This window comes from Mycobacterium sp. IDUB_37 (assembly GCF_055419245.1).
The window spans coordinates 1,288,360-1,311,109 of sequence record NZ_JBVAXG010000001.1; the positions used below are offsets into that span (position 1 = coordinate 1,288,360).

Genomic DNA, 22,750 nt, shown 5'->3' on the forward strand with positions numbered 1-22,750 from the left:
CTACTGCGGGTCGAAGCTGTAGACCTGGCCGTCGCTCGTCGCCACGACCACCCGCCGGTCCTTGTCGATCGAAACCCCGAGCGGCGATCCGGTGGCCGCAGGCAGCGGATAGCTGTTTGTGGTGTGGCCATTGGCCGGATCGAAGACCAACAGCGACAAACCCGGACTGCCGTCATGCGAGGCGACCACCGTGTAGCCGACACCGCCGCCGGCCAGCGACGCGGTCGACAGCGTTACGACGTCATCGCGTCGCCACGCGTTGTCGGCGTGGTCACCCGCATCGCGGAACGCAGCCAGTCGGCTATCGGCGCCAGCTCCGGAGACGATCAGGCCCTGCGGGGTGATCGACGGCGGAGTCTGTGCAGAAAACCCGAGCGGCACTGACCATTTCGGCTTTCCGTCCGCGGCGTGCAGCGCCCATAGCCGTTGGTCCCGGCCGTTGACGTAGATGGTGGCTCCATCGGCGGACAGCACCGGGCTGCCGATCACGCCGGCGCTGACGGCGTCACTGGTCCATTCGCGGGCGAGCTGGCCATGGTGGTACGTCAGGCCGGCCAGGCCCGCGGCCGGTGCACCTGGCTGCCAGACGCTGACCACCACCATCCCGCTGGCTTTTGCGAACGCGGGGGCTGCCGAGACCGGGCACGCTGGACGGGCCGGCGCACAATCGGCCAACCCGCGCGTCGCGTCGGCGGGATCGACGCCTTCGACCAGGTCGAGCGAACTGCCGACCACCGCGCCGCGGTGAGTATCGAATACCAGAACCTGACCCAGGTGTGTGCTCACCAGCAGGTGGCCGTCGCCCAGGAACCGCGGTGTGGTCGGCATGCCGATCACCGGCTCACGCCAGCGCGTCCATTGAGTCGGCGGAAAGGAGATGATCGCGCCCGGTTGGCCGACGTACAAGTTGTCGAAGCCGTCGAACAACGGGCCGCCGAAGCCGCCGCCCTGCAGCAACCGCATGCACCAGCGCTGCCGCCCGCTTCCGGTCTCCCACTCCATGAAGGAGCACCCGCCCGGCGTCTGCGCATTCAACGCGAGAAAGCCGCGAGCACCGAGCGCCGGGCCGGCCGCCAGACTGCCCTTGACCGAACGGGTCCATCGCAGCGAGAGCTTGGTGGCGCCGGACGTCGGGGTGTAGCTGCTGTTGGCGGCGTCACCGTATTGCGCGGGCCAGCCCAGCGCGGGCGCTGCGTCCACCCAGGAGTCTGTGTTGCCGCAACCGCCGGTGACCGCGATCAGCACCGCCGCCGAGACGGCCGCCCAGAGACGTCGCGCGAACACTCTTTCCTTTCGGAGGCTTTCGAGTACAGGTGAGGGTAACCCGTGGCCCCTTGGGTAGGCTTTCGGGCCATGACGAGCATGTGGGGTGCGCCGCTCCACCGCCGGTGGCGTGGCGCCCAATTGAGGGACCCCCGCCAGGCCAATTTCTTGACTCTCGCGTCGTTGAAGTGGGTGCTGCGCAACAAGGCTTACACGCCCTGGTACCTAGTGCGGTACTGGCGACTGCTGAAGTTCAAGCTGAAGAATCCGCACATCATCACCCGCGGCATGGTGTTCCTGGGCAAGGGTGTGGAGATTCACTGCACGCCCGAACTGGCTCAGTTCGAGATCGGGCGCTGGGTCCACATCGGAGACAAGAACACCATCCGCGCGCACGAGGGTTCGTTGCGGTTCGGCGACAAGGTGGTTCTCGGCCGCGACAACGTCATCAACTGCTACCTCGACGTCGAACTCGGCGATTCGGCGCTGATGGCCGACTGGTGCTACGTCTGCGATTTCGACCATCGGATGGATGACATCACGCTGCCGATCAAGGATCAGGGCATCATCAAGTCCCCGGTACGGATCGGGCCGGACACCTGGTTGGGCGTGAAAGTGTCGATCCTGCGCGGCACATCCATCGGGCGAGGTTGCGTGCTCGGCTCACATGCGGTGGTCCGCGGAGTCATCCCGGACTACTCGATCGCGGTCGGTTCGCCGGCCAAGGTTGTCAAGAACCGTAAGCTGTCATGGGAGACATCGGCCGCTCAGCGCGCGGAGTTGGCGGCGGCTCTGGCCGATATCGAACGCAAGAAAGCTGCTCACTAGTCCGGGAGCGACAAATGAAGACAGCGGCAATTGTCACGCTGGGCCTGGCATTGGGGATAGCGCTGGGCGCGTTGGTTCCCGCATGTGGCGGTGACTGTGCCACGGCACCGTCGGCGGCGGCCCGCCCGTCCGCGTCGGCCCAGCCCCCCGGCCCCGATTACACCAACCTGGTGGTTCCGGTCGCCGACATCAGCGCTGTGTCGCCGGAACCGTTCTCGGTGAGCAAGCCGCCAAGCCCGACAGTTGGTTCGCCGGGTGCGCAGGCATCGTTCGCGAACTCGACCGGCACCAAGGTCATCAATCTCAATCTCTTCGTTGTGCAAGACGGGGCAGCTGCGGTCAGCGCCATGAACGCGACGCTGGCATCGGTGGACGGCGTGGTGGTCGGGGGCACCCCGGAACCCGTTCCGGTCGGCGACGGAGGAACCCTGGTGGCGGGTACTTCGCCGGACAATTCCAAGACTGTGACCGTGCTGGCGTTCACCGAGGGCAAGGTCTCGGTGACGTTGCAGTTCGAAGGGCCGCAGGACGACCCGGTCCCGAATGATTTCGCCACTGCCGTCGCGCAGGCACAGGCCACCACGATCACGAAGAACCTGCCCTCCTAGCGCACGAGTCCCTCGTGAACGGGTTGCGCCAAGTAGTCGCGGGGATGCCGGCTTTTCCGCGTATGGGCTGCCCGGCAAGTTGATTCTGCGTTCTTGGCGGGGGCCACTCACGGTTTGTCGCCCTGAGCGCAGAGTCAACTGCACCCGGCTGGTGTGAGCGGGTTGCGGGTGCGCCGCCCGTGTTGTTCGATCGAACCGTACCGGTAACGGAATCGGGCCTGCCGGGCGACAACAGAAAATTGGAGCGCGCATGAAGAAGCCGACGATCGCAATGATGGGCGTCACGGCGGCCATCGCCCTGGGCGTCCTGGTCCCCGCGTGTGACAGCAAGGACGAAAAGGCGGCGCCCTCGTCGTCGAAGACGTCCGCTGCCGCCTCGAGCACCGGTTCTGCGACATCGGCAACGGCCACGTCAGCGACGGCCGCGCCTAGTGACTACACCAACCTGCTGATTCAGGCCGCGGATATCACTGCGTTGTCCGGAGACCCGTTCTCCGTTGGGCAGCCGCCAACCCCGACCGAGGGCACGCCCGGCGTTCAGGGCACGTTCAAGAACTCGACCGGCGTCAACATCATCAGCGTCAATATCTTCGTCCTGGCGGATCCCGCGGCCGCGGTCAACGCGATGAACGGAACGCTGGGTTCGATCGACACTTCGGTGGTCGGCGGTACCCCGCAACCCGTTTCGGTAGGGAACGGGGGAACCGTGGTGGCGGGTACTTCACCGGACAAATCCAAGACGGCGACCGTGCTGGTATTCACCGAAGGCAAGGCATCCGTCACGCTGCACTTCGAAGGCCCTCCGGGCGACTCCGTGCCGATTGACTTCGCCACCGCGGTCGCTCAGGCGCAGGACGGCGCCATCAAGAAGAACCTGCCCGCCTAGCGGACGTTCGGCCCCGGAATCGCCCGCTAGGGCGATTCCGGCTGGTCGTCGACCTTGAAGTCAAAGTTGACGTCGCCGCCGGACACGTTCGTGACCGTGACGTTGACGCCGTACTTGGACTTGCCGTCGGTCAGTTGGCAGCGCAGGGTCGCGCCTTGCACGCCCTTGAGGTTGTCGGGGCAGGTCACCGCATCGGGCTTGGAGCCCACCTGCGCTAAAAGCTTGTCGCTGATGATGTGGGCGACCTGGTCCTTATCGACCGTCTCCACCATGTCGAACTTGACGTCCTTGCCGTCGACGCTGGTGACGGTCACGTTGACGTTGTACTTCTCGTCCTTGACCTTCATTTCACAGTTGAGCTGCGCCCCGACCTTGGCCGTCAGGTCACCCGGACAGGTCACCGATTCAGGCTTGTTGCCGTTGGCGTCGGTCATCTTGGTGGTGATCTGGCCCTGAACGTCGCTCTTGCTCACGGCGCCCGGTCCCTTCGCTCCGATCGAACACGAGCAGCCTGCTATCAGGCCGACAGCGGCACCCGACACCAACAACGTTCGAACGATCTGGGCCATGATGCGCGCCTCCCTGGCGGTGAATGAAACTGACATGTGGGTCAACTGTGAATCGGCTGATAATGGCATGCCAACGGGGGTTGTGAAAAGAAGCCAGGGAAAAACCGTCGGTGAGCTGTTCGAATCGGGTCAGCCGATGCTGCGATAGCGGCTCAGCGCCTCTACGCGTTCGGCGGCATGGTCGACGATCGGTGCGGCGTACCCCTGCGGCCGGTTGCCTTTCTTGAGATGGACGTCGTCCGCCTCGGCCAACTCGCCGACCCAGCGCCGGATGTAATCGCCTGACGGATCGAACTTTTCGCCCTGGGTGGTCGGGTTGAACACCCGGAAGTAGGGCGCGGCGTCGGTGCCGCACCCCGCGGCCCACTGCCAGCCGTGCTGGTTGCTGGCCATATCGCCGTCGACGAGTTGTTCGAGGAACCAGCGCGCACCCCATTGCCACGGCAGGTGCAGGTCCTTGACCAGGAAGGAGGCGACGATCATGCGTACCCGGTTGTGCATGAAGCCCGTCTCGCGAAGTTGCCGCATGCCGGCGTCGACGATCGGGTAGCCGGTCTTGCCGTCCTTCCACTTCTCGAAGTTTCTTTTCGCCTGTGCGTCGGTGTCGGTTTCGATCGCGTCGAAGTCACGGTTCCAGTTCCACCACGCGCTGTCCGGCCAGTGGTGCAGCACCGCGGCATAGAAGTCGCGGAAAGCCAACTCCCGGAAGTATGCCGCGTCGCCTTTGCGCCGTAAGTTGAGGTCTGCGACCAGGGTTCGAGGGTGGATGGTGCCGAACTTGAGGTGTGCTGACATCCTGCTGGTGCCAGGCAGATCGGGCCGGTTGCGGTCGTCGGCGTAGTCCGTCAGCGCGTCCTCGAGGAATGCGGCCCACAGTTCCAGTGCTTGCGACTCGCCCCCTTTGATGTCCATGTCGGCGCCAGGGTCGGGAATCTTGGCTTCCTGCTTGGCTTTCAGTTGTGCCGGGTCGATCCAGCGGGCCGAATCGGCCCCGGTCTTCGCCGGTGCTCTGCGGCTTGTGTCGCGCCACTTGCCGAAGAACGGCGTGAACACCTTGTAGGGGGTGCCGTCGTCCTTGGTCACCCGGCCGGGTGAGATCAGATACGGCGATCCGGTGGCTACCAACGGCACCGAATCCAGCGCTGCGTCAACCTTTTCGTCGCGCCGCCGACCGAACGGGGCGAAGTCCTCGGAGATATGCACCTTGGCGGCATCAATTTGCTTGGCGAGCGCAGGAATTCGTTCCTCTGGACGTCCGCCGGTCACCAGCAGTCGGCCGTCGAGATCGTCGTTCAATTCCCGTAGTGAGTCGCCCAGAAACTGCAGTCGTCTCGGGCCCGACGAGGCCACCAGGCGCGGGTCCAGCACGAAACACGCGAGCACCTCATCGCTTTCGGCGGCGGCAGCCAACGCCGGGTGATCGTTGAGTCGCAGGTCGCGCCGAAACCACAACAGGGAGGGCATTATTGAAGCTCCTTAGCGATTGAGTCGCCAGATGTGAGTGGCCAGAATGGTGGCGAACCCGCACCACAGCGGATACGGCAACAGAGCGGCTCCGGCCCGCGGGTCGGCATCGGCGGCCCGGCGGGCAAGGTCGGCGCTGCTGGCGGTCAGAGCGGCCGCGCCGAGCGCCGCGGCGCCCAATTTGCGGAAGCGGAAGAACAGCCAGCTCCAGCCGGCGTTGAGAACCAGATTGATCCCCAGCGCGGCAATGAAGCTGCGCGCCTTGTCGTCGCGGCCCGCGGCGCGGAGTTCGTCGATAGTCACCGCGGAGGCGGCCGCGATGTCGGCGTAGAGGGTGGTCCACACCAAGGGGAAGGCGATTTTGGGCGGTTGATAGCTCGGCTTGCGGATGGTGTCGTACCAGCCTGTTGTGCTCCCCGGGCTGGCGATGCTCCCAATGCCTGACGTCGCAGCGACGGCAAGGCCGGTTCCGGCCAGTGTTGATTTATTCACGTTGGCTCCCTTCTATTTTGACGTTCGTAACGACTGCCGGCCACCAGATACGGTCACCGATCAAGGCAAATAGTGCGGGGATCACCAGGGTGCGCACCACAAAGGTGTCCAGCAGAATGCCCAAGCCCACGATGATGCCCAGTTGGGTCATCACGATCAGCGGCAGCACGCCGAGGACGCAAAAGACCGCTGCCAGAACGATTCCCGCGCTGGTGATGACACCGCCGGTGGCCCATACAGCACGCACCATACCGTCGCGCGCGCCGTGCTCGGCCGCCTCCTCCCGGGCGCGGGTGACCAAGAAGATGGTGTAGTCCACACCAAGAGCGGCCAGGAACAGGAAGGCGTACAGCGGGGCGATGTTGTCCAGGGCCGGGAATCCGAAGATGTGAATGCTGGCCCAGCCGCCGAGGCCGATCGCGGCCAGCGCCCCAAGAATCGTGGCCGCCAGTAGCGTCGGGGGAGCCAGTGCCGAACGCAACAGCACATAGAGCACGACCAAGATGACCGCGAGGATCGCCGGGATCAGCAATATCCGGTCATGTTGTGCCGCGTCTCTGGTGTCGAGGGCCTGCGCATCGGGACCGCCGACCAATGCCTCCGGACTTGCGTCCCTGGTTGACTGCCGAAGTGCGGTGATCGTATTGAACGCTTTCGGAGAGGACGGCGCGGCGCTGATTACGACCGACCACTTGGTCAGCCCCGACGCCGAGTCGCCCACCCGGGTGGCCGACACCACGCCGGGGGTGGAGTTGATGGCCTGCTGCACAATTGCTGATTCGCGCGCGGGTGCGATCACCACAGTGGGATTGACCAGACCGGCGGGAAAGTGCTGTGCCGCAATGTCGAACCCGGTCACCGAGTCCGCCTTGACCCGGAACTGCTCCGTCTGCGACAAGCCGATCTTGGTGCCCAGCAGTCCGGTAGCCAAAGCGGTCAGCAGCAGTATGGCGAGCGAGGCGACCAGGGCCGGACGACGGGCTACCCGCTGCGCGACCTGGTGCCACAATCCGGAATCGGAGGTCGTGGAGTCCTCGGGGCGCGGGATAAAGGGCCAGAACAGGCGACGACCGCAGAGCGCGAGCAGCGGCGGCAGCAGGATCAGCACGGATCCCGCGGCAACAAGAAGGCCGCAGGCGGCCAGCGCGCCAAGACTGCGGGTACTCGGCGTGGAGGCGAAGATGAGGGTGAGCAAGGCCAGCACCACGGTGGCGTTGCTGGCCAGAATCGCGGGTCCCGCCATCCGTACCGCCTGCCGTAGCGCGTCCCGGTGCTCGCCGTGGCGCCGAAGTTCTTGGCGGTAGCGAGAAATGAGCAGCAGCGCGTAGTTGGTGCCCGCACCGAACACCAGCACGCTCGTGATGCCTGCCGTCGACCCGTCGAAACTCAGCCCGGTCAGCGACGCCACCCCGGTGCCTACCGCGCTCGCAATCCGATCGGCTAAGCCGATCACTATCAGGGGCACCAGCCACAACACCGGTGAGCGGTAGGTGGCGATCAGCAACAGGGCTACTACCGCCGCAGTCACCGCGAGCAAAGTGATGTTGGCATTGCTGAACGCGCTGGCAATATCGGCGCCGAAGGCCGGACCGCCGGTGACGTGCGCGGTCAATCCCGACGGTAGGCCCTGGTCTGCGGCGTTGCGCATTGCTGCCACGGCATCGTTGAGGGGCAACCCGGACAGGCCGGTGCTGATCGGCACCACGCCGATCGCGGCCTGGCCATCGGCCGACAGAACCACGGGCGCTGTGGGTGCCTCTTGGGGTGCTGTCGCCAGCATCCGGTCACGCGCTTGTTCGGTGGCGCGCTGCAGCGCTGTGGGGTCGATCTCCGCGCCGGCGGCGCGGTTGACCACCACGATCAGCGGAACCCGGTCACCACCGGGAAATTGGCCGGACAGCGTTTGTACCTTCGCCGAATCAGAGTCGTCAGGCACCGACAACGGCGCCTGTCCTGCTGCGGCGTTCCCGCCGATCAGTCCGATGAAACCGCCGGCCAACAGAATCACGGCCAATCCGAGCAGCCATGAACGTCGGCCCGTCACGGCCGCAGTGATCCCCTCCCACACCAGACGAAGCATTTCAGTGATTTAAACATTAATCAACTGAAATGAAAACGAAAAAGCGATACGCTGTAGGTCGAATGGAACCTGATGAGCCGGTCTCCAACCGCACCGAACTGGAGTCGCTGATCTCGGCCGATCTGCGAGAGTTGTCGACAGAATCAGACCAGATCGGCCGGCTTTTTGCGATCTCGCAGGACGTGCGACCTACCGACTTTCGCGCTCTGCTGCACATCATGGTTGCCGAAACCGCGGGCGAGCCAATGACTTCGGGTGACCTGAGTCACCGCATGGGGCTGTCTGGAGCGGCGATCACCTATCTGGTGAACCGCCTGATCGAGTCCGGCCACATCCGGCGCGACTCCCATCCTGCCGATCGCCGGAAGGTGATCCTGCGGTTCTCCGAACCCGGGTTGGCCACCGCCAGGGCGTTCTTCACTCCGCTCAGTTTGCATACCCATCGAGCCCTGGCTCACCTGACTGACGTCGATCTGCAGGCAGCTCATCGAGTATTCGCCGCGCTGATAGTTGCGATGCGCGGCTTTCAGACGGATCTCGGCTAAGTTGCTGCGTTGCTCTTGAGTGCTGCCGCCAGACCCTCAGGATCGGCGACTGTCACCGTCAGCGCCGAGTGGCTCTTGAACCCGATGACTCTCGGCAGGGGCGGGTCGAAGTGGATGCATACTCCGGCCGCAGCGTTGGTTCCGAAGGTAAGGCCGTCGTCGACGAATGACAGGCGGGGCCCTACCGCCGTCCACCAGCGATAGGGCCCGGCGACGTGCGCGTCCTGCACGTGTGACAGCGGCGCTTCGGCGCGAAACGGGCCGTACCGGGCGATGAAGCGGCCGTCGTCGGTCAGAGTGACGCCCTGGTCACCGGGCCACTTGAAGGGCAACCAGAGCGGTGCCACGCGGACGTCGTAGCGAAACGGAAAATGGCGGCCAGAGATCGAGGGCAAGTCGTCCTGGGATGTCATCGCACCGCTCCAATCGCTGTTCTGCATCTGCACGGGCGTAGGGGTCGAACGTTACCTTCGGCCGCGGCACTGACTGCTAGCGGTGTTGCGCTACCGGACGAGTCGATGCAGGAACTGACGTCGTCCCGAAAGCGCATCGTCGATTAGCTGCAACGCTTCCGGGACTGACTTGACCACCGGAAGTCCGTGGTCGTTGATGATGCGCAGCAGTGGTTGCATCGCCATTCCGGTGACGATGCTGCAGTACAGCGAGGTGGTCTGATGTTCGTGATTAAGTTTCAACAGTTCCTGAAAACCGTCGATGCCCAGGTAATTCAGCCGGCTGACATCAAGGACCAATGGGGTCTTCAGCTTGCTGAAGCGACGGATCTCGGTTCCGACCGTTGCGGCGTTGACGGCGTCTATGTCTCCGTCGACCCGGAGCACTACCGCGAGGCTGCGCGCGTAGACGAAGATTTGAGCTCGGCCGCAGTCGATGGTGTAGCGGTAGCGGGGGCGATTATTGTCTTGCGAGCCAACAGAATGCATGAGGGTGGCCGTTCATGATTTGCGCTTAGTGGAAGGCCAAGGGCAACGCTTCCGTGCGTCACTCCGAGTCTCAGCTGTGGACTCAACTAGCGAAAGCTTAGTCCTTGTACGTCCTGACGCATTGGCGAAAAGCAATTAAGTCAATCGCGCTTCGCTTTGGGGATAGCTTCGGCTGCGGGGCGCCGCCGGCGCGTAACTTAAACGAATTAATCATTCAGTATCTTAACTACTATCCTGCCGCCGCGTAGTCTGGTAGCAATGGGCCGCGGGGAGGGTATCGGACAGGAGGGGTGTCGATGCTGGGATCAATCGTCGCCGTGTTGGGTCAGGCCATCGATGCGGCAGGCTCGGTGTTCGGCTATCGGCACGGCACCGAGGAACCCCTGCACAGTGCCGAGAAACTGACGCGCAGCGTGGAGATACGTCGCTACGACGCTCGGGTGGCGGCCGAGACTGCCGTGCAGGCCGGCGAGGAGTCTGCGCGCAGCGTCGGATTTCGCCGGCTCGCTCGCTACATCTTCGGCGCGAACCATGTCCAGAAGAAGATTGCGATGACGGCACCGGTATCTCAACAGTCCAAATGCGAAGGCGGGGAGAAGATCTCGATGACCGCGCCGGTGGTCCAGCAGGCCGATGGCGCCGAGTGGGTGATCCGCTTTTTCATGCCCGCGGGGATGACCCTCGACTCGCTGCCCGAACCCGATGACGCTGCGGTGAGGTTGGTGACGGTACCTCCCGAGACGGTCGCGGTGCGCCGCTTTGCCGGCAGTCCCACTCGTCGCGCCGTTGCCGCTCAGACAGCGAAGTTGCTGAACACGTTGAGCGAGTACGGATTTGAAACTCTCGACACCCCCGCGGCATGGTTCTACGACCCGCCGTGGACTGTTCCGGCGTTGCGTCGCAACGAAATCGCGGTCTTGGTTCAATCTGGCCCGGACAGCTCATGACGGCTGATCGAGGCGAGATGACAACCCGCAAGCGTCGACATATCGACGTGTGTCGCGACGGCGATGTGGGCTATCAAAAGGTGACGACGGGTTTGGAACGCTACCGGCTGCCGTACAACGCGTTGACTCAAACCAGCCTGGCCGACATCGATCTCTCCGTGGACTTCCTCGGCAAGCGGCTGCGGGCGCCAGTTCTGGTGGGCGCCATGACCGGCGGCGCCGAGTTGTCCGCCACGATCAACCGGAACCTGGCCACCGCCGCGCAGCGGCTCGGCATCGGAATGATGCTGGGGTCGCAGCGAGTCATGCTGGACAGTGCCATGGGTGAACGGGCTGCAGCCAGCTTCACCGTCCGTGATGTGGCACCGGACGTGCTGCTGTTCGGCAACATCGGCCTCGCGCAGTTCACCAAGGATTCGTTGCCCGACGTCGTCCGGGCTCTCGACCGCGTAGGGGCGAATGTGCTTGCAGTCCATACGAATCCACTGCAAGAAGCGATGCAACGCAACGGCGACAGTGACTTTTCCGGATCGCTGGACCGGCTGCACGATGTAGCTGCCATGCTGGAGTATCCGGTGCTGCTCAAGGAGGTCGGCCACGGCATCGGCGCCACGGCCGTCGCCTCCTTGCTGCGCTGGACCGGCGAAGTGCCGGTGGCGGCAATCGACATCGCGGGCGCGGGCGGCACCTCCTGGTCGCGGGTCGAGCAGTTGGTGCGCTACGGCGAAGTGCGTTTTCCGGACTTGGCGGAGTGGGGGATACCGACCGTGCAGGCGTTGTTGGAGGTGCGTGCGGCGCTGCCACACCTACCGCTGGTCGCCTCGGGTGGAATCAAGACCGGGATGGATGCTGCCAAAGCGCTCGCTCTCGGTGCGGACGTGGTTGCCGTCGCTCGACCGCTGTTGCCCGCCGCGATCGAGTCGGCGGACGCTGCCACCTCGTGGTTGCAGGGATTCATCGACGAGCTTGCCATCTGCCTGCACGGATGCGGATCGGGTGACCTGCCCACGCTGCGTGGCCTCGGCGCGGTCCCGATCACCTAGGCGCGGGCGTGGCAGTAGTTCTTGCTTATGGGTCTCCCGCGCTGGGGCATCTGTATCCGATGGGTGCTCAACTGGCTGAACTCGTCGCGCGTGGCCACCAGGTTCATTTGCGCACGATGGCCGGTCAGGTCGCCATCATGCGGAAGGCAGGTGTGCACACCGAGGCGATCGACCCGCGGATCGAGGCCATCGTCGGGCAGGACTGGCTTGCGCGGGGCGCACTGGGCGTCCTGAAAAGCTCGATCGACGTACTCTGCCGACGGGCGGCGTTCGAGGTCGATGACCTTCGCCGTGCGATAGCCCAGGTGGCACCCGATGCGATCATCGTCGACGCGAACTGTTGGGGAGCGATCTGTGCGGCAGAAGCCAGCCGACTGCCCTGGCTGGTGTTTTCGCCGTTCACGCCCTACCTGCGGTCGCGCGAGGCACCCCCGTTCGGTCCCGGTTTGCGGCCACTGCCCGGTCTGGTCGGCGGCGTCCGCGACGCCTCGATGCGCCCGATCGTCAGGTTTCTCTTCGATCGTCCGACGTTGCCGCCGATCAACGGCATCCGCGCGAGACTGGGAGTACCGGCCGTCGATTCGGTGGATGAGTTGATGCGGCGGGCACCGCTGCTGCTCGCCGTGGGCGGTGAGCCGTTCGAATACCCGCACCCGGACTGGGGCGACGCCGTGCACTTCGTCGGAGCCTGCGTCTTCGAACCGAGTAGCGGCGCGGCCCCAGGCTGGCTGGACGCCATTGACCGTCCCATCGTGCTGGTCAACACGTCCTCGATCGCGCAGGCCGACGCTGAACTGGGGCACATCGCGCTGCGTGCGATGGCCGGTGCGCCAGTACACGTCGTCGCTACCTTCCCGGCGGGGGTGCCGCCTGGGCTACCGCAGACGTGTAACTCGACGGTGCGTCAGTTCGTGCCGCATGGCGCCGTGCTGGATCGCGCGGTCTGTGTCATCAGTCACGGCGGCATGGGAACGACTGTCAAAGCTCTCGATCGCGGCATCCCGGTGTGCGTGGTGCCCTACGCCCGTGACCAAGGCGAAGTCGCGCGCCGCGTACAGGTGGCTGGGTGCGGGACCCGGCTGCCGGCGAAACGTCTCACCGCACGCCGGCTTCGCGACGCCGTCGTCGAGGCGATCGCGATGACCGACGGCGCGCGACGGGTGGCCGCCGGTTTCGCCGCTACCGGAGGTGTGGCGCGGGGGGCGGAATTGATCGAGCAGCGTTTGCTGTCAGCCGGTGGTAGCGCCGGAACGGGCAGTTCCCTGCCGCCGGCGTCCGGTTGCACCGTTGCGCCGTAAGTTCGCAGGTTGATCCGCTGAGGGGGCGTTCAGGGCGTCCTCAAACTTCGACATAGCGGACAGCATGGCCATGAAGACCTGGTGTGCGGCGGCGAGATCCCGCTCTGACAACTCGGCCATGGCGTCGCTGATGTGGCCACCGAGCGGCTGGAAGAACGAGTGCGCCAACGCCATGCCGCGATTCTCGTAACGCAGCAGCCATTTCCGGCGGTCCTTCGGGTCCGGTTCGCGCCTGATATGGCCCGACTCGATCATCCGATCGACCAGGTAGGTGATGGCGGGGGGAGAGACATCCATGCGTTGTCGCAGCTCAGCGAGGGTCAGCGGCTTGCCGGCTGTTTCAGCGACCATGATGTGCAGCAGCGCGTGAAAATCATTACTGCTGACGTCGTTCATCCGGGCAAAGTGACGGCCGACGCGGTCGGACTGCGCAGTGATCGCGCGGATATCGGCCGACAACAGCCTGTGCAGCTCTTCTCGGCCAGGAGGTGGGTCGCTAGCGCGGCGTGTGGTCACCGACCTGAATCCATCATCAGATCTACAGCGTACGGCGTTCTCGCCTGGGAGTTCGGCACAGCCGCCTACGCGTTTGTGCTGACGAGGCTCATGACGTCTCGATCAATTGCTGTCGCGACGCAACGCGTCGGGCTTGTGCACCGCGTCCTTGCCCGTCTTGTCACTGCGCACTTGGTACTGCGGTTCGTCCTTGGAGGCGCGTACCGTGCGCCCCGCTTCCTCGGTATCAGAGGTGATCTTGCGTTCGACCTTTCCCTTGACGGTCTGGCCGTGGCTCTTCCACTCGACGCTGTCGCCCTTGCTGAACTTCTTGTCGGTCAATGCGATTCGCCTCCTCGCGATCGTGCGCCCCCCGGACCGCATACCCGGCACGGCGGGCCCGAATCAGCAACGCAGCCCATGAGGCGGCGGCGGCGGCGAATGCGAGCGTTTGCGCGATACCCGTCCGGTTCGCGGGATACAGCACGCCATCGATGTATCGCCCCGTGAAACCCGTTTTCGGCAACTCAGCCATTCCGGCGCGGCTGCGTGCCCATGACTCCAGCGAAGTGAGCGGACACGGGAACTCCCACACCACCACGCCGACGCCCCAGCACACGACCGGCAGGTGCAGCCAGAAAGTCCGGCGCCAGCGCAGCGCCAGAAATCCGCCGCTGGGTAGATAGGCGAGATACGCGAAATGCGCGGCCGCGGTGCCGACGACGATGGCGGCATAGAATTTTTTCATTGGCCGTACCGCGAAATCAGGGCCGAAATTTACAAACCCGCACGTAGCCGATAGCGGCGTTCGGCATAGGCCAGGTCATCACGCCACAGTCGGTCGGCCGCGTGACGCATCAGCGGTCTGAGCAACGAGCCCACTTTCAGCGCCGCTTGGAACCCCTGGCGCGGCGACTGAGCGACGATGGCTTCGATGACGGCAACGCCCGGTTGTCCGTCCAACCCGGGTCCGATTGGGGTGGCGTGGGTTTCGACGACGCTCCCGGTGCCTTCGCCCTCGAGGATGCGCATCACGATGGTGCGTGGCTCGGGACAGTTGAATTCCGCGATCGTCGGCACTCCCAGTCGGCCGATACGAAAGGTGACCGAGACGACGAAACGGTCGTCCTCGGGGGTCGGGGTGGTGAGCACTTCGAGCCGAGTGAACGAATACGGGTGAAACCAACTGCCGTGCCACGGGTCGAGGCGATTGGCGATGATGTCGGATGGTTCGCAGACCCCGACGACGCGGGTGACCGCCGACAGAGAGTTGCCGGTGGGCCGGGTGGGGATCACGGGCATATCCAGTGGCGCTTCGCCGCCGACCGAATCGAGCCGTACCCAGGCCAATAGCCCGTCGTCGTGGCTGGGCAACGGTGTCCAGCCGAGCTTGCAACTCTTGCCGTCGAGCGCCAGGCCGTGCCATCGGCAGAACAGCACCCCGTCGGCGATGGTTCCAGTGGACAGATCCGCACCCAGATGCGGGCAACCGCCGGGTCCGACGCATAGCCGGCCGAGTCGGTCGCGCCATGCGACGAGTTCGACGCCGGCGACCCGGGTGCCGAATGGACGCCCGTCGCGCACCTCCCGACTGGCGGCGAAGACGAACCAGTTTCCGCTGGGCCGGCGTTGTGAGCGATCCAGGGCGGCGTTGATGATGCTCGGCTTAGCCTGGCCGTAGGTAGGCCGCTGGCCCGTCCACGACTCGCGTGGGATCACCTGTAGTGGCCAGTCTTTCGGCATTTGATCGCGTAGCCGCGCCCCGATTCTCATGGCCGTGCGGATCCTTGCCGGGTCGCCAGTGTCCGCAGCAGCGCCGAACGCCCGCGGGTGGGAACCGTGTACAGATCGTGACCCGCGATGCCGAACTGGTGTAGCAGCTGATTGGCGGCCGCCCAGCCGGTGGTGGCTGCGCGTTCCATCAGCGCCACGGGTAGATCGATGCGAACGCCGTCACCGGCCAGCGTCAGCCCGGGTTGCGGCGTCACCACCGTCGGGCGGCGGGTGTAGGTGCCCGGAGTGAACAACGGGCAGTCGCGTCGTCGCAATACGCGTTCGTGAAGTATCTGCGCGGCAGCGGTTTCGGGGTAGAGCTTGTGCAGCTGCCGGATTCCGGCTTCTGTCGATTCCACCGAATCCGCCGCGTAGGAGTGCAGTTCGACCACCGAGCCGCCGTGGCTGCCGGCCCAGGCAGCGGCTTCGGCCTCGTAGCGTTCCAGCACGCTGATGTTGTCGAGCGGCGGATGGCCCGCGGTGCCGAGGAAAGCAGACCGGTGGGATGCGACGGGCCGATCGAGCCAGAGTCGATGCACGATGAAGGACGGTGCGGTGCGCAGCCCCTGTATCTGAGCTCGCCAGAGTTCATTGCCGAGTTCGTTGGAGGCAGCCACGATTCGCTGCAGCCCGCCCTGATCGACGGCCAGCACCACGGCGTCCACTTCCACCGGATCACCTGAATCGGTGCGGACGGTGAAGCCCGCGGAACCTCTGGTTTCAACCTGCTCCACCTGGGTTCCCAGCCGAAAATCGACCTCGTGTTTGCGCAGATAGTTCTGCAGCGGATTCCACAGTCCCACATTGAAATTCGCATTGACGACGTCGAAGATCAGGCCCTCGCTGGATCCGAGGAAGTAAATGTGGAACATCGCCGCCAGTTCGCCGGCTGACAGGTGAGACGGCTCGGCGAAGAAACTGCGCGAGAACACCTCGAACGCGAGGTGGCGCGCCGATTCGGGAAAGTTGATGCTCTTCAAGAAGGTTTCGGCGTCGATGTGATCCAACTGGCGATAGATGTCGGGAACCGACACGGCGGCCAATGGTGCAGCCGCTTTAGCGTCGATGCGCACCAGATCGGAGAGCCGAAACGTCGGACTGCGCAACGCGAAAGCGAGTGCGTTCCAGGGTGGTATCCGGGGCAGTCCGCGAAAGCTGTCCCGGCGTCCGGCACCGTCGATCAGCGGATAATCCGTCACCGGCGTCAGCATTCGTAGCTGCGGATCGGCGCGCTGCAGCAGAGCCCGCAGGTTGTAGTACTGGCGGAAGAAGGCATGGAATCCGCGGTTCATCGGCAGGTCGGTGCCACCGGTGTCGTCGGTCCAGCCGCCGACCCGGCCGCCGAGATAGCTCTGAGCTTCCAGCACCTCGACCGCGACACCTCGCTCGGCGAGACCGGTCGCGGCGGCCAAGCCGGCGATGCCACCGCCGACGACGGCGACGCGTGGTCGCCACGTCAGTGCTCGGGCATCGGATAGGCCCGGCGAAGCGTGGTGTTTCTGGCGGCGACGGTCGGTCATTCGGGCGCCTGCCCATCTGGTGCTGTGCCAAGAAAGGTGTGGACGATGTCGCGTTCCCAGCCCGGCATGGTTTCGCTGCGAACCGCGGAGAAGCCCGCATCGCAGATGCGTCGGCGGAACCGGGCGGCCCCGTCGAAAGTCAGGACGCTGCGCCATAAATGGCGATACAACGTGGTGCTGCGGGTGCGCCACCATCCCGACGGAATGATGATGCCCCAGCAGACCGCGTGCCAGATCCGGGTTGCCATGCTGGAATCGCGTACGGAGTACTCGTGCACGGCCAGTGGCGCACCAGGGCGCAGCAGCGCAGCGAACGTCTGCAGCTGGCTGTCCGGGTCGGCCAGATTGCGTATCAGGTAAGCGGCGAAGATGCCGTCGAAAGGTCCTGTGATGTCATGGTCTTTGAGGTCCTCGATGCGCGAATGGACGAACCGCACCGAGGGCGGCCACGACTTGGCCCTGGCCGCATCCAACATCCCGCCTGCGGCGTCGACGGCGATGATCTCGGCTTCTGGGGCCGCGGCCAGCAACGCTGCCGTCGATGCGCCCGTGCCGCAGCCGGCGTCGAGCAATCGGAGTCCCCGGCCCGAATCGGGTAAACCCATGCGCCGCGCCGAAAGTCGCAGGTTTTCGTGGTAGCCGGGGTTCGCGCCCACCAGACGGTCGTAGGCGCCTGCGCCAACGTCGAAGGCGTCTGGCACGGCACTGCGATTCAGGCCGGTTCGGTTCATGAGTTCCCGCTCACGCGTTGGCGTTCCCACAGCAGCAACACGCCGGTGACCAATGCGAAGCCGAAGAAGAAGTCTTCGACGGGAATGTCGAACGGGAAACGCAGGCCGCTGGACTGCTTCTCGTTGTAGATGACCACAGGTGCGCTGAGCTTGGTCAGCCAGCCGTCGACGGGGACCTGAAAGCCCAGCACGATCGCCATCGATAGCCAGTACGCCGGCCGACGGAACAGGCCGGTGTGCAGCAGCGCCAGCTCCAGCGCGCATACGGCCAGCACGGAGGTCACCGCAGGCAGTGTGTAGCCAAGCCCGGTCATCGCTGCCCGCTCCGGTCCAGACGCTTGCTCCGCTTGCTCCACTCGAGGATGGTGCTCACCGCGTTGTACGTCAGCAGTCCGCACAGGGGAATCACTATGAAGAACAGCACCTCCTCGATCGGAAAGTGCGGTGGAATGTCAAGGCCAAGAATGTATTTACCGTCGTACGTCCAGATACCGGCGGCGATGGCCACCGCATCCCAGATCAGGAATACCGCCGCGATCGGTGCTACCGCATACACGACGCGCCGGGCCTGGCGGTAGACGCCGTTGCCGAACATTTCCAACGGAGCCGTGATGGCCAGGCACAGTCCGAGCACGATCAGGTACTGCCAGTGTTCGCTCATGCCGCGCCGCGCCTATGGGATTCGGGTTGGGCGTGTCGGGCGCGCCAGGAACGGAACAAGGCACTGCCGGCGACTTGAAGTCGGCGCGTCGTGCCCACGGTGGCGCGGTGGCTGAACACCGAGAAGTCGCTTTCCTCAATGCGATCCAGGATCTCGGAGTACAAGATCAGGGCGGTCGCCACGCAGGGGCGTGATCGGGGCTCCAGCAGAGCGACCCCCTCGGCGGCGAACCGGTAGATCTCCCGGGTGGTTTCGTGCTGCGCCGCCAATGCGTTGCGCACCCGGATGTCGGTGCAGCGGTGTTGGTGGCACCACAGCAGAAGTTCGCGGTCCACCCCGTGCGCGGCGAGTTCGTCGGCCGGCAGGTAGATCCGGTCGCGCACCAGATCTTCATCGACGTCCCGCAGAAAATTCGTGAGCTGGAACGCGCGGCCCAAGGCGGCGGCGTAGGGCGCGGCCTCTTCGATCGCAGACACGGTGCCCAGTACCGGAAGTACCTGCAAGCCAATGACTTCCGCCGAGCCGCGCATGTAGCGATCGAGCGCGGCCCGGTCCGGGTAGTCGGTAATGGTCAGATCCATCCGCATGGATGCCAGAAAATCTTCGAATAGATCTGCGGTGATGCCGTACCGTGCCACGGTGTCATTGACCGCTGCCAGTACCGGATCGCCGACATCGGTTGCGCTGGCGAAGAACCGGTCGGAGAACTGCTGCAGCCGCTCGGCCCGCGCGCCCACGTCGAGGTTCGGGTTGAAGTCGTCAAGGATGTCGTCGGCGAGACGGGCGAATGCGTACAGCGCATGGACCGCGGGGCGTTGGTCGGGGGCCAGCAGGCGGGTGGCCAGGAAGTAGGTGCGGCCGTTCTCGGCCGCGATCTTGCGGCAGCGCCGGTACGCGTCGCGCAGAGCGCGATCGTCGATGCCTGCGGCGTCCAATTCGGTGCGGATCATGGCAATCGGGCCTTGAGATCCAGACGTGAAGCTGTGGTTGTATCCACCGCCCCCGTGATGCGGTCGGCCGCAAGCCGCCCGGAGATCAGCGTCGTCGGCACACCTACGCCCGGCACCGTCGACGATCCGGCCAGCACTGCGTTGTCAATGCCACGCGGCATATTGGTGGGTCGGAACGGCCCAGTCTGCGCGAACGTGTGCGCAAGCGCGAATGGACTGCCCGCCGCCATCCCCTGTCGCGCCCAGGTTGCTGGGGTGTCGACATGCAGGAGTTCGGCGCCGTCCTGCAGATTGGGCAGCAACCGTTCCTGTACCGCGTCGAGCATGGACTGCGCGTACGGTTCCGTGGTGCTGGACCAATCGATGCGTTGTTGCGACAGATTCGGTGCAGGAGCCAGCACATACAGGAGATCTCGGCCCGGGGGAGCGAGCGTGGGATCGCTTGCCGTGGGGCGGGTCACCAGTAACGACGGATCCCGCATGAGTTGGCCGTCGCGGATGATGTCGGTGAACGTCTCCTCCCAGGCATCGCCGAAAAGGATGGTGTGGTGTGCGAGCGGGTGGCGGTCCACCGCTGCGCAGCCCACATGCAGCACGACCGCTGATGGCGCGGCGCGCAGTGGAAGTACTCTCTTTGGACGCCGGCCCAGCAGCTCGTAGGTGAGCGGCAATTCGGTGGTCAGCACCACCGCGTCGCACGGCACGCGTTCGCCTTGATCGGTCACCACCGCGGTGATTCGATCACCGCTGCGCTCCAATGCTGTTACGGCGGAACCGTACTGGAACCGCACACCTGCGTCCTGGCCGGCCGCGGCGAGAGCGTCGGGCAGTGCGCGGACGCCGCCACGCGGGAAGAAGACACCCGAGATCGTGTCCATATAGGCGATCACGGCGTACACCGCCAAGGCGTGCTGCGGTGCGACTCCGGCATAGAGGGACTGGAATGTAAAGAGTCGGCGCAACCGCGGGTCGCTGATGTAGCGCCTGACCATGGAGTCCCAGCGCCGGAAGCCCCCGATCGCCGCCAGTCGAGCCAGTTGGGGCGTCAGCATGGACAGCGGGGAGTCGAAGTTCGAGGAGATGAAGCCGTCGAACTCGGTGCGGTACAGCTTTTCCAGCCACGCGCGCAACGCGCGATAGCCGGCGGCGTCGTCCGGACCGCCGAATTCCTGCAGCGCCGCGGCCATCCGGTCGGCATCGCTGTGCACGTCGATCGAGTTGCCATCGGCGAACTGGGCCCGATAGGCCGGGTCCACCGGCAGTAGTTCCAGGCGCTGACTACGGGTTTCACCGACGGCGGCGAAAACGTCGTCGATGATGTCGGGCATGGTGAGCACCGTGGGCCCGGTGTCGATCAGGTAACCGCGGATGTCGCGTCGGCCGGCACGGCCGCCAGGCCAGGACTCCCGTTCCAGCACGGTGACCTCCCGGCCTCGACCGGCCAGGTGCAGCGCAGCAGAGAGCCCAGCCAAACCGGCACCGACCACCACCACGTGATCGGTTCGACCTCGCACTGTTCGCATCAGTTCCTCACCCGCTCCGTCATGCGGCCCGCCGTGTGCAGACGCTGGCCATATCGATCAGCGCGGCCTTGATCGCACTGTCAATTCCGCTGCTGTTCAAGGCGTTCTGTGCGATCTCGACACGTTCACTGATCAGTTCCTCAATGGTTTGGACCGCACCGGTGGAAAAGATCAGGCTTCGCCAGTGCTCAATCGCGGCTTCGTCGAGTACATCGGTGTTCATCAGCACGTCGAACTGTCGACGGGTTGACGCGTCGGCCATGTCCCACGCTGTGACTACGAGACTGGTTGCCTTGTGTTCCAGCAGGTCTCCGCCATTGGGTTTGCCAGTGGTGTCCGGCGAGCCGAAGATGCCCAGGATGTCGTCTCGAAGCTGAAACGCCTCACCGATAGCGACACCGTATTCGCCGAGCCTTGCCAGGGTGGGCTGATCGCACCCCGCCATTGCAGCGCCGATCTCCAACGGCCGGCGGACCGTATAGTTTCCGGACTTCTTCCGTGCCACGCCGAGCACCGAGTCCATCGTCGGAGAGTTTCTCAGATCCATTGCCAGATCTGCGAATTGACCGACAGCGAGCTCGGTGCGCATCGCATCATAACGAGGCCAGGCCCGCTGCAGATGGTGACGTTTGAGTCCGGAATCCCGCAGCATCTGCTCTGCCCAGATAAGGCACAGATCACCCAGCAAGGTGGCGGCCGACTCCCCGAATCGCCGCGACGAGCCGGACATGTTTTGCTCGTGGTGCCAGCGGGCGAACTGGACATGGGCAGCGGGGCGTCCCCGTCGAGAGGGTGAATCGTCCATCACATCGTCTTGCAGCAGTGCGAACGCGTGCAGCAACTCCAGACTGGCGGTCGCCGAGAGTGCTGCCTCGTTAGGTGCTGCGCCACACAACCAGCCCAGATACATATAGGTCGACCGTAGGCACTTGCCGCTGTCGACGAACTCGAGCAAAATCGTGCCGGCGACGTCGACGCCACATTCGCCGAGTTCTTCGGCGCACCGTGCGGAGACGAAGGAAGCGACTTCTGCCAGCACGGACCGCCGCAAACTCGCTCTCCAGGTGTCGAATTCGCCGTTCGCGAGCAGCTGAGACACGGCTGTTCGGGCGGATTCGTCAAGACGCACCCTAGTAAGTTCATGCAAAGTCCCCACGGAGGCCTCCCTTTCAACCTCGGGCAGCCGCTTGTCCGAACGGATCGGATTCACGCGAGGTACCCCCTTAGCGACTAGGCAAACAAGCGGTGCGAAAGTTCCGGCGCTCTGCCACTGACACGATCATCGTTCACATATTTAACGATTAAACTAGTGAAAGAATCAGTCGTTCGCCACCCGTGGGGTCAAATCGACGGTCAGGAAATCGTCACATGCGTCAAAACATGCAACGGGTTTCGCTTCATCCCGCGTTCGACCCGTTCGCCGCAGGGCGGAACGGGAACACGCGACGGTGAGCTTCACCAATCTTGTTTCCGCACCGTTCCAGTTGGCATCGTCCCTGCGCGGCAAGCGAATTTTTCATCCCTTCGGCGTGTGCGCGGAGGGCGAGATTGAGCGTTTAGCGGCGGACGGCATCGGTCTACCGGTTCCCACTTCGCAGGTTGTGGCCCGATTCTCCAAGGCCGCCGGCACTCCCGGACGACTGCCTGATTTCATCGGGTTGGCCATCAAAGTCACCTCGGGTGACTCACACGACCATTCCTGGGACGTTCTGCTGGTGTCAGCGGGCTCGGGTGTCATATCGCGAGCAGTTGCGCTGCACCCGGTGCGATCGTGGACTGGACAAACCATGACGACCCTGATGCCGCTGAACTATCGCGGCAAAAAGTGGTGGCTGCGGGCCCGAATCATGAGTGAGATCAACGGCTTCGGCGTTTCGCTCGATGACATGCGCAAGCGAATCGACCAGCACGGACTCGAGGTTGCGATCGATCAGGCCTGCGGCAGTTCTGACTTCGAGCAGCTGGCTCGACTCCGCCTCATACGTGTCATGGATCCGACGTCGGGCCGAGACATTTCCTTCGATCCGATACTCAATACTGCGCCAGGGGTGAAGCTGTTTCCCGGCTGGCTCGCCGATCTCAGGGCTGGTGCCTACTCGCGCAGCCGCGATGGCAGAGAAGAGGATTGACCCC

At 64.6% G+C, this 22,750-nt stretch carries 26 protein-coding genes; 8 read left to right on the forward strand and 18 right to left on the reverse strand.

Annotated features, from left to right (window positions below; genetic code table 11):
* Positions 1-1,284: an outer membrane protein assembly factor BamB family protein gene (locus ACZY1I_RS06060; RefSeq protein WP_463753335.1), complete on the reverse strand. Its 1,284-nt coding sequence runs from the start codon at positions 1,282-1,284 to the stop codon at positions 1-3.
* Between the two features lie 69 nt (positions 1,285-1,353).
* On the opposite strand from ACZY1I_RS06060, the gene ACZY1I_RS06065 reads away from it, so the two are divergent.
* The 3 genes from ACZY1I_RS06065 to ACZY1I_RS06075 all read left to right on the forward strand — a co-directional run bounded on the left by ACZY1I_RS06065 (position 1,354) and on the right by ACZY1I_RS06075 (position 3,585).
* Positions 1,354-2,091: an acyltransferase gene (locus tag ACZY1I_RS06065; RefSeq protein WP_463753336.1), complete on the forward strand. Its 738-nt coding sequence runs from the start codon at positions 1,354-1,356 to the stop codon at positions 2,089-2,091.
* 14 nt (positions 2,092-2,105) lie between these two features.
* Positions 2,106-2,699, forward strand: a complete 594-nt coding sequence (locus tag ACZY1I_RS06070; RefSeq protein ID WP_463753337.1) for a hypothetical protein — start codon at positions 2,106-2,108, stop codon at positions 2,697-2,699.
* Positions 2,700-2,949: 250 nt separating this feature from the next.
* Positions 2,950-3,585 (forward strand): hypothetical protein, encoded by a 636-nt coding sequence (locus ACZY1I_RS06075; protein WP_463753338.1) that lies wholly within the window; start codon positions 2,950-2,952, stop codon positions 3,583-3,585.
* A gap of 26 nt (positions 3,586-3,611) precedes the next feature.
* On the opposite strand, the gene ACZY1I_RS06080 is transcribed toward ACZY1I_RS06075, so the two are convergent.
* The 4 genes from ACZY1I_RS06080 to ACZY1I_RS06095 form a co-directional block, all read right to left on the reverse strand.
* Positions 3,612-4,157 carry an anti-apoptotic protein gene (locus ACZY1I_RS06080; RefSeq protein WP_463753537.1) on the reverse strand — a complete coding sequence of 182 codons (546 nt, stop codon included), beginning with the start codon at positions 4,155-4,157 and terminating at the stop codon, positions 3,612-3,614.
* 126 nt (positions 4,158-4,283) lie between these two features.
* A complete protein-coding gene (locus tag ACZY1I_RS06085) occupies positions 4,284-5,618 on the reverse strand; it encodes a cryptochrome/photolyase family protein (protein ID WP_463753339.1) in 1,335 nt (444 codons plus the stop codon).
* A gap of 12 nt (positions 5,619-5,630) precedes the next feature.
* Positions 5,631-6,110, reverse strand: coding sequence for a TspO/MBR family protein (locus ACZY1I_RS06090; RefSeq protein WP_463753340.1), 480 nt, complete (start codon positions 6,108-6,110; stop codon positions 5,631-5,633).
* Positions 6,103-8,190 carry an MMPL family transporter gene (locus ACZY1I_RS06095; RefSeq protein ID WP_463753341.1) on the reverse strand — a complete coding sequence of 696 codons (2,088 nt, stop codon included), beginning with the start codon at positions 8,188-8,190 and terminating at the stop codon, positions 6,103-6,105. Before ACZY1I_RS06095 ends, ACZY1I_RS06090 begins: the two co-directional genes overlap by 8 nt.
* A gap of 62 nt (positions 8,191-8,252) precedes the next feature.
* Between ACZY1I_RS06095 and ACZY1I_RS06100 the strand changes: the two genes are divergently transcribed.
* Positions 8,253-8,735 (forward strand): MarR family winged helix-turn-helix transcriptional regulator, encoded by a 483-nt coding sequence (locus ACZY1I_RS06100; protein WP_463753342.1) that lies wholly within the window; start codon positions 8,253-8,255, stop codon positions 8,733-8,735.
* Here ACZY1I_RS06100 and ACZY1I_RS06105 read toward each other — a convergent pair.
* Together ACZY1I_RS06105 and ACZY1I_RS06110 are read right to left on the reverse strand one after the other, a co-directional pair.
* Positions 8,732-9,148: a hypothetical protein gene (locus ACZY1I_RS06105; RefSeq protein WP_463753343.1), complete on the reverse strand. Its 417-nt coding sequence runs from the start codon at positions 9,146-9,148 to the stop codon at positions 8,732-8,734. The two genes, ACZY1I_RS06100 and ACZY1I_RS06105, sit on opposite strands and share 4 nt — an antisense overlap.
* 90 nt (positions 9,149-9,238) lie before the next feature.
* Entirely contained in the window at positions 9,239-9,676 is a 438-nt protein-coding gene (locus ACZY1I_RS06110) for an STAS domain-containing protein (RefSeq protein WP_463753344.1), read from the reverse strand.
* A 296-nt stretch (positions 9,677-9,972) separates the two neighbouring features.
* Here ACZY1I_RS06110 and ACZY1I_RS06115 point away from each other — a divergent pair, with 296 nt between their 5' ends.
* Genes ACZY1I_RS06115 through ACZY1I_RS06125 form a run of 3 tightly spaced genes read left to right on the forward strand, consistent with a single transcriptional unit; the run spans position 9,973 to position 12,964 of the window.
* On the forward strand, positions 9,973-10,623 hold the full coding sequence (locus ACZY1I_RS06115) for an SOUL family heme-binding protein (RefSeq protein ID WP_463753345.1): 651 nt from the start codon (positions 9,973-9,975) through the stop codon (positions 10,621-10,623).
* The gene (gene fni, locus ACZY1I_RS06120) at positions 10,620-11,666 is read left to right on the forward strand and encodes a type 2 isopentenyl-diphosphate Delta-isomerase (protein WP_463753346.1); all 1,047 of its coding nucleotides are present in this window, start codon (positions 10,620-10,622) and stop codon (positions 11,664-11,666) included. Before ACZY1I_RS06115 ends, fni begins: the two co-directional genes overlap by 4 nt.
* An 8-nt stretch (positions 11,667-11,674) precedes the next feature.
* Positions 11,675-12,964, forward strand: a complete 1,290-nt coding sequence (locus ACZY1I_RS06125; protein ID WP_463753347.1) for a glycosyltransferase — start codon at positions 11,675-11,677, stop codon at positions 12,962-12,964.
* Here ACZY1I_RS06125 and ACZY1I_RS06130 read toward each other — a convergent pair.
* The 11 genes from ACZY1I_RS06130 to ACZY1I_RS06180 form a co-directional block, all read right to left on the reverse strand.
* The gene (locus ACZY1I_RS06130; protein WP_463753348.1) at positions 12,896-13,480 is read right to left on the reverse strand and encodes a MarR family winged helix-turn-helix transcriptional regulator; all 585 of its coding nucleotides are present in this window, start codon (positions 13,478-13,480) and stop codon (positions 12,896-12,898) included. The two genes, ACZY1I_RS06125 and ACZY1I_RS06130, sit on opposite strands and share 69 nt — an antisense overlap.
* A gap of 102 nt (positions 13,481-13,582) precedes the next feature.
* Positions 13,583-13,801, reverse strand: coding sequence for a hypervirulence associated TUDOR domain-containing protein (locus ACZY1I_RS06135; protein ID WP_463753349.1), 219 nt, complete (start codon positions 13,799-13,801; stop codon positions 13,583-13,585).
* On the reverse strand, positions 13,707-14,207 hold the full coding sequence (locus ACZY1I_RS06140; protein WP_463753350.1) for a DUF2784 domain-containing protein: 501 nt from the start codon (positions 14,205-14,207) through the stop codon (positions 13,707-13,709). The genes ACZY1I_RS06135 and ACZY1I_RS06140 overlap by 95 nt, the downstream gene beginning before the upstream one ends.
* Positions 14,208-14,236: 29 nt before the next feature.
* Positions 14,237-15,232 carry a DUF5914 domain-containing protein gene (locus tag ACZY1I_RS06145; RefSeq protein ID WP_463753351.1) on the reverse strand — a complete coding sequence of 332 codons (996 nt, stop codon included), beginning with the start codon at positions 15,230-15,232 and terminating at the stop codon, positions 14,237-14,239.
* Positions 15,229-16,752, reverse strand: coding sequence for an FAD-dependent oxidoreductase (locus tag ACZY1I_RS06150; protein ID WP_463753352.1), 1,524 nt, complete (start codon positions 16,750-16,752; stop codon positions 15,229-15,231). The genes ACZY1I_RS06145 and ACZY1I_RS06150 overlap by 4 nt, the downstream gene beginning before the upstream one ends.
* On the reverse strand, positions 16,749-17,483 hold the full coding sequence (locus ACZY1I_RS06155; RefSeq protein ID WP_463753354.1) for a class I SAM-dependent methyltransferase: 735 nt from the start codon (positions 17,481-17,483) through the stop codon (positions 16,749-16,751). The genes ACZY1I_RS06150 and ACZY1I_RS06155 overlap by 4 nt, the downstream gene beginning before the upstream one ends.
* The gene (locus ACZY1I_RS06160; protein WP_463753538.1) at positions 17,480-17,797 is read right to left on the reverse strand and encodes a lycopene cyclase domain-containing protein; all 318 of its coding nucleotides are present in this window, start codon (positions 17,795-17,797) and stop codon (positions 17,480-17,482) included. The genes ACZY1I_RS06155 and ACZY1I_RS06160 overlap by 4 nt, the downstream gene beginning before the upstream one ends.
* The gene (locus tag ACZY1I_RS06165; protein WP_463753355.1) at positions 17,794-18,144 is read right to left on the reverse strand and encodes a lycopene cyclase domain-containing protein; all 351 of its coding nucleotides are present in this window, start codon (positions 18,142-18,144) and stop codon (positions 17,794-17,796) included. Before ACZY1I_RS06165 ends, ACZY1I_RS06160 begins: the two co-directional genes overlap by 4 nt.
* Positions 18,141-19,094, reverse strand: coding sequence for a phytoene/squalene synthase family protein (locus ACZY1I_RS06170; RefSeq protein ID WP_463753356.1), 954 nt, complete (start codon positions 19,092-19,094; stop codon positions 18,141-18,143). Before ACZY1I_RS06170 ends, ACZY1I_RS06165 begins: the two co-directional genes overlap by 4 nt.
* Positions 19,091-20,617, reverse strand: a complete 1,527-nt coding sequence (gene crtI / locus ACZY1I_RS06175; protein ID WP_463753357.1) for a phytoene desaturase family protein — start codon at positions 20,615-20,617, stop codon at positions 19,091-19,093. Before crtI ends, ACZY1I_RS06170 begins: the two co-directional genes overlap by 4 nt.
* A 19-nt stretch (positions 20,618-20,636) precedes the next feature.
* The gene (locus tag ACZY1I_RS06180; protein WP_463753358.1) at positions 20,637-21,746 is read right to left on the reverse strand and encodes a polyprenyl synthetase family protein; all 1,110 of its coding nucleotides are present in this window, start codon (positions 21,744-21,746) and stop codon (positions 20,637-20,639) included.
* Between the two features lie 319 nt (positions 21,747-22,065).
* Between ACZY1I_RS06180 and ACZY1I_RS06185 the strand changes: the two genes are divergently transcribed.
* Positions 22,066-22,746, forward strand: coding sequence for a phosphodiesterase (locus ACZY1I_RS06185; RefSeq protein ID WP_463753359.1), 681 nt, complete (start codon positions 22,066-22,068; stop codon positions 22,744-22,746).
* The last annotated feature ends 4 nt before the right edge of the window (positions 22,747-22,750 follow it).

Excerpts from the sequence above, each read along its gene's own strand:
- ACZY1I_RS06065 (WP_463753336.1), top strand. The coding sequence starts at position 1,354 with ATGACGAGCATGTGGGGTGCGCCGCTCCACCGCCGGTGGCGTGGCGCC.
- ACZY1I_RS06070 (WP_463753337.1), top strand. The coding sequence starts at position 2,106 with ATGAAGACAGCGGCAATTGTCACGCTGGGCCTGGCATTGGGGATAGCG.
- ACZY1I_RS06075 (WP_463753338.1), top strand. The coding sequence starts at position 2,950 with ATGAAGAAGCCGACGATCGCAATGATGGGCGTCACGGCGGCCATCGCC.
- ACZY1I_RS06085 (WP_463753339.1), bottom strand. The coding sequence starts at position 5,618 with ATGCCCTCCCTGTTGTGGTTTCGGCGCGACCTGCGACTCAACGATCAC.
- ACZY1I_RS06095 (WP_463753341.1), bottom strand. The coding sequence starts at position 8,190 with ATGCTTCGTCTGGTGTGGGAGGGGATCACTGCGGCCGTGACGGGCCGA.
- ACZY1I_RS06100 (WP_463753342.1), top strand. The coding sequence starts at position 8,253 with ATGGAACCTGATGAGCCGGTCTCCAACCGCACCGAACTGGAGTCGCTG.
- ACZY1I_RS06105 (WP_463753343.1), bottom strand. The coding sequence starts at position 9,148 with ATGACATCCCAGGACGACTTGCCCTCGATCTCTGGCCGCCATTTTCCG.
- ACZY1I_RS06110 (WP_463753344.1), bottom strand. The coding sequence starts at position 9,676 with ATGCATTCTGTTGGCTCGCAAGACAATAATCGCCCCCGCTACCGCTAC.
- ACZY1I_RS06115 (WP_463753345.1), top strand. The coding sequence starts at position 9,973 with ATGCTGGGATCAATCGTCGCCGTGTTGGGTCAGGCCATCGATGCGGCA.
- fni (WP_463753346.1), top strand. The coding sequence starts at position 10,620 with ATGACGGCTGATCGAGGCGAGATGACAACCCGCAAGCGTCGACATATC.
- ACZY1I_RS06140 (WP_463753350.1), bottom strand. The coding sequence starts at position 14,207 with ATGAAAAAATTCTATGCCGCCATCGTCGTCGGCACCGCGGCCGCGCAT.
- ACZY1I_RS06145 (WP_463753351.1), bottom strand. The coding sequence starts at position 15,232 with ATGAGAATCGGGGCGCGGCTACGCGATCAAATGCCGAAAGACTGGCCA.
- ACZY1I_RS06150 (WP_463753352.1), bottom strand. The coding sequence starts at position 16,752 with ATGACCGACCGTCGCCGCCAGAAACACCACGCTTCGCCGGGCCTATCC.
- ACZY1I_RS06155 (WP_463753354.1), bottom strand. The coding sequence starts at position 17,483 with ATGAACCGAACCGGCCTGAATCGCAGTGCCGTGCCAGACGCCTTCGAC.
- ACZY1I_RS06160 (WP_463753538.1), bottom strand. The coding sequence starts at position 17,797 with ATGACCGGGCTTGGCTACACACTGCCTGCGGTGACCTCCGTGCTGGCC.
- ACZY1I_RS06165 (WP_463753355.1), bottom strand. The coding sequence starts at position 18,144 with ATGAGCGAACACTGGCAGTACCTGATCGTGCTCGGACTGTGCCTGGCC.
- ACZY1I_RS06170 (WP_463753356.1), bottom strand. The coding sequence starts at position 19,094 with ATGATCCGCACCGAATTGGACGCCGCAGGCATCGACGATCGCGCTCTG.
- crtI (WP_463753357.1), bottom strand. The coding sequence starts at position 20,617 with ATGCGAACAGTGCGAGGTCGAACCGATCACGTGGTGGTGGTCGGTGCC.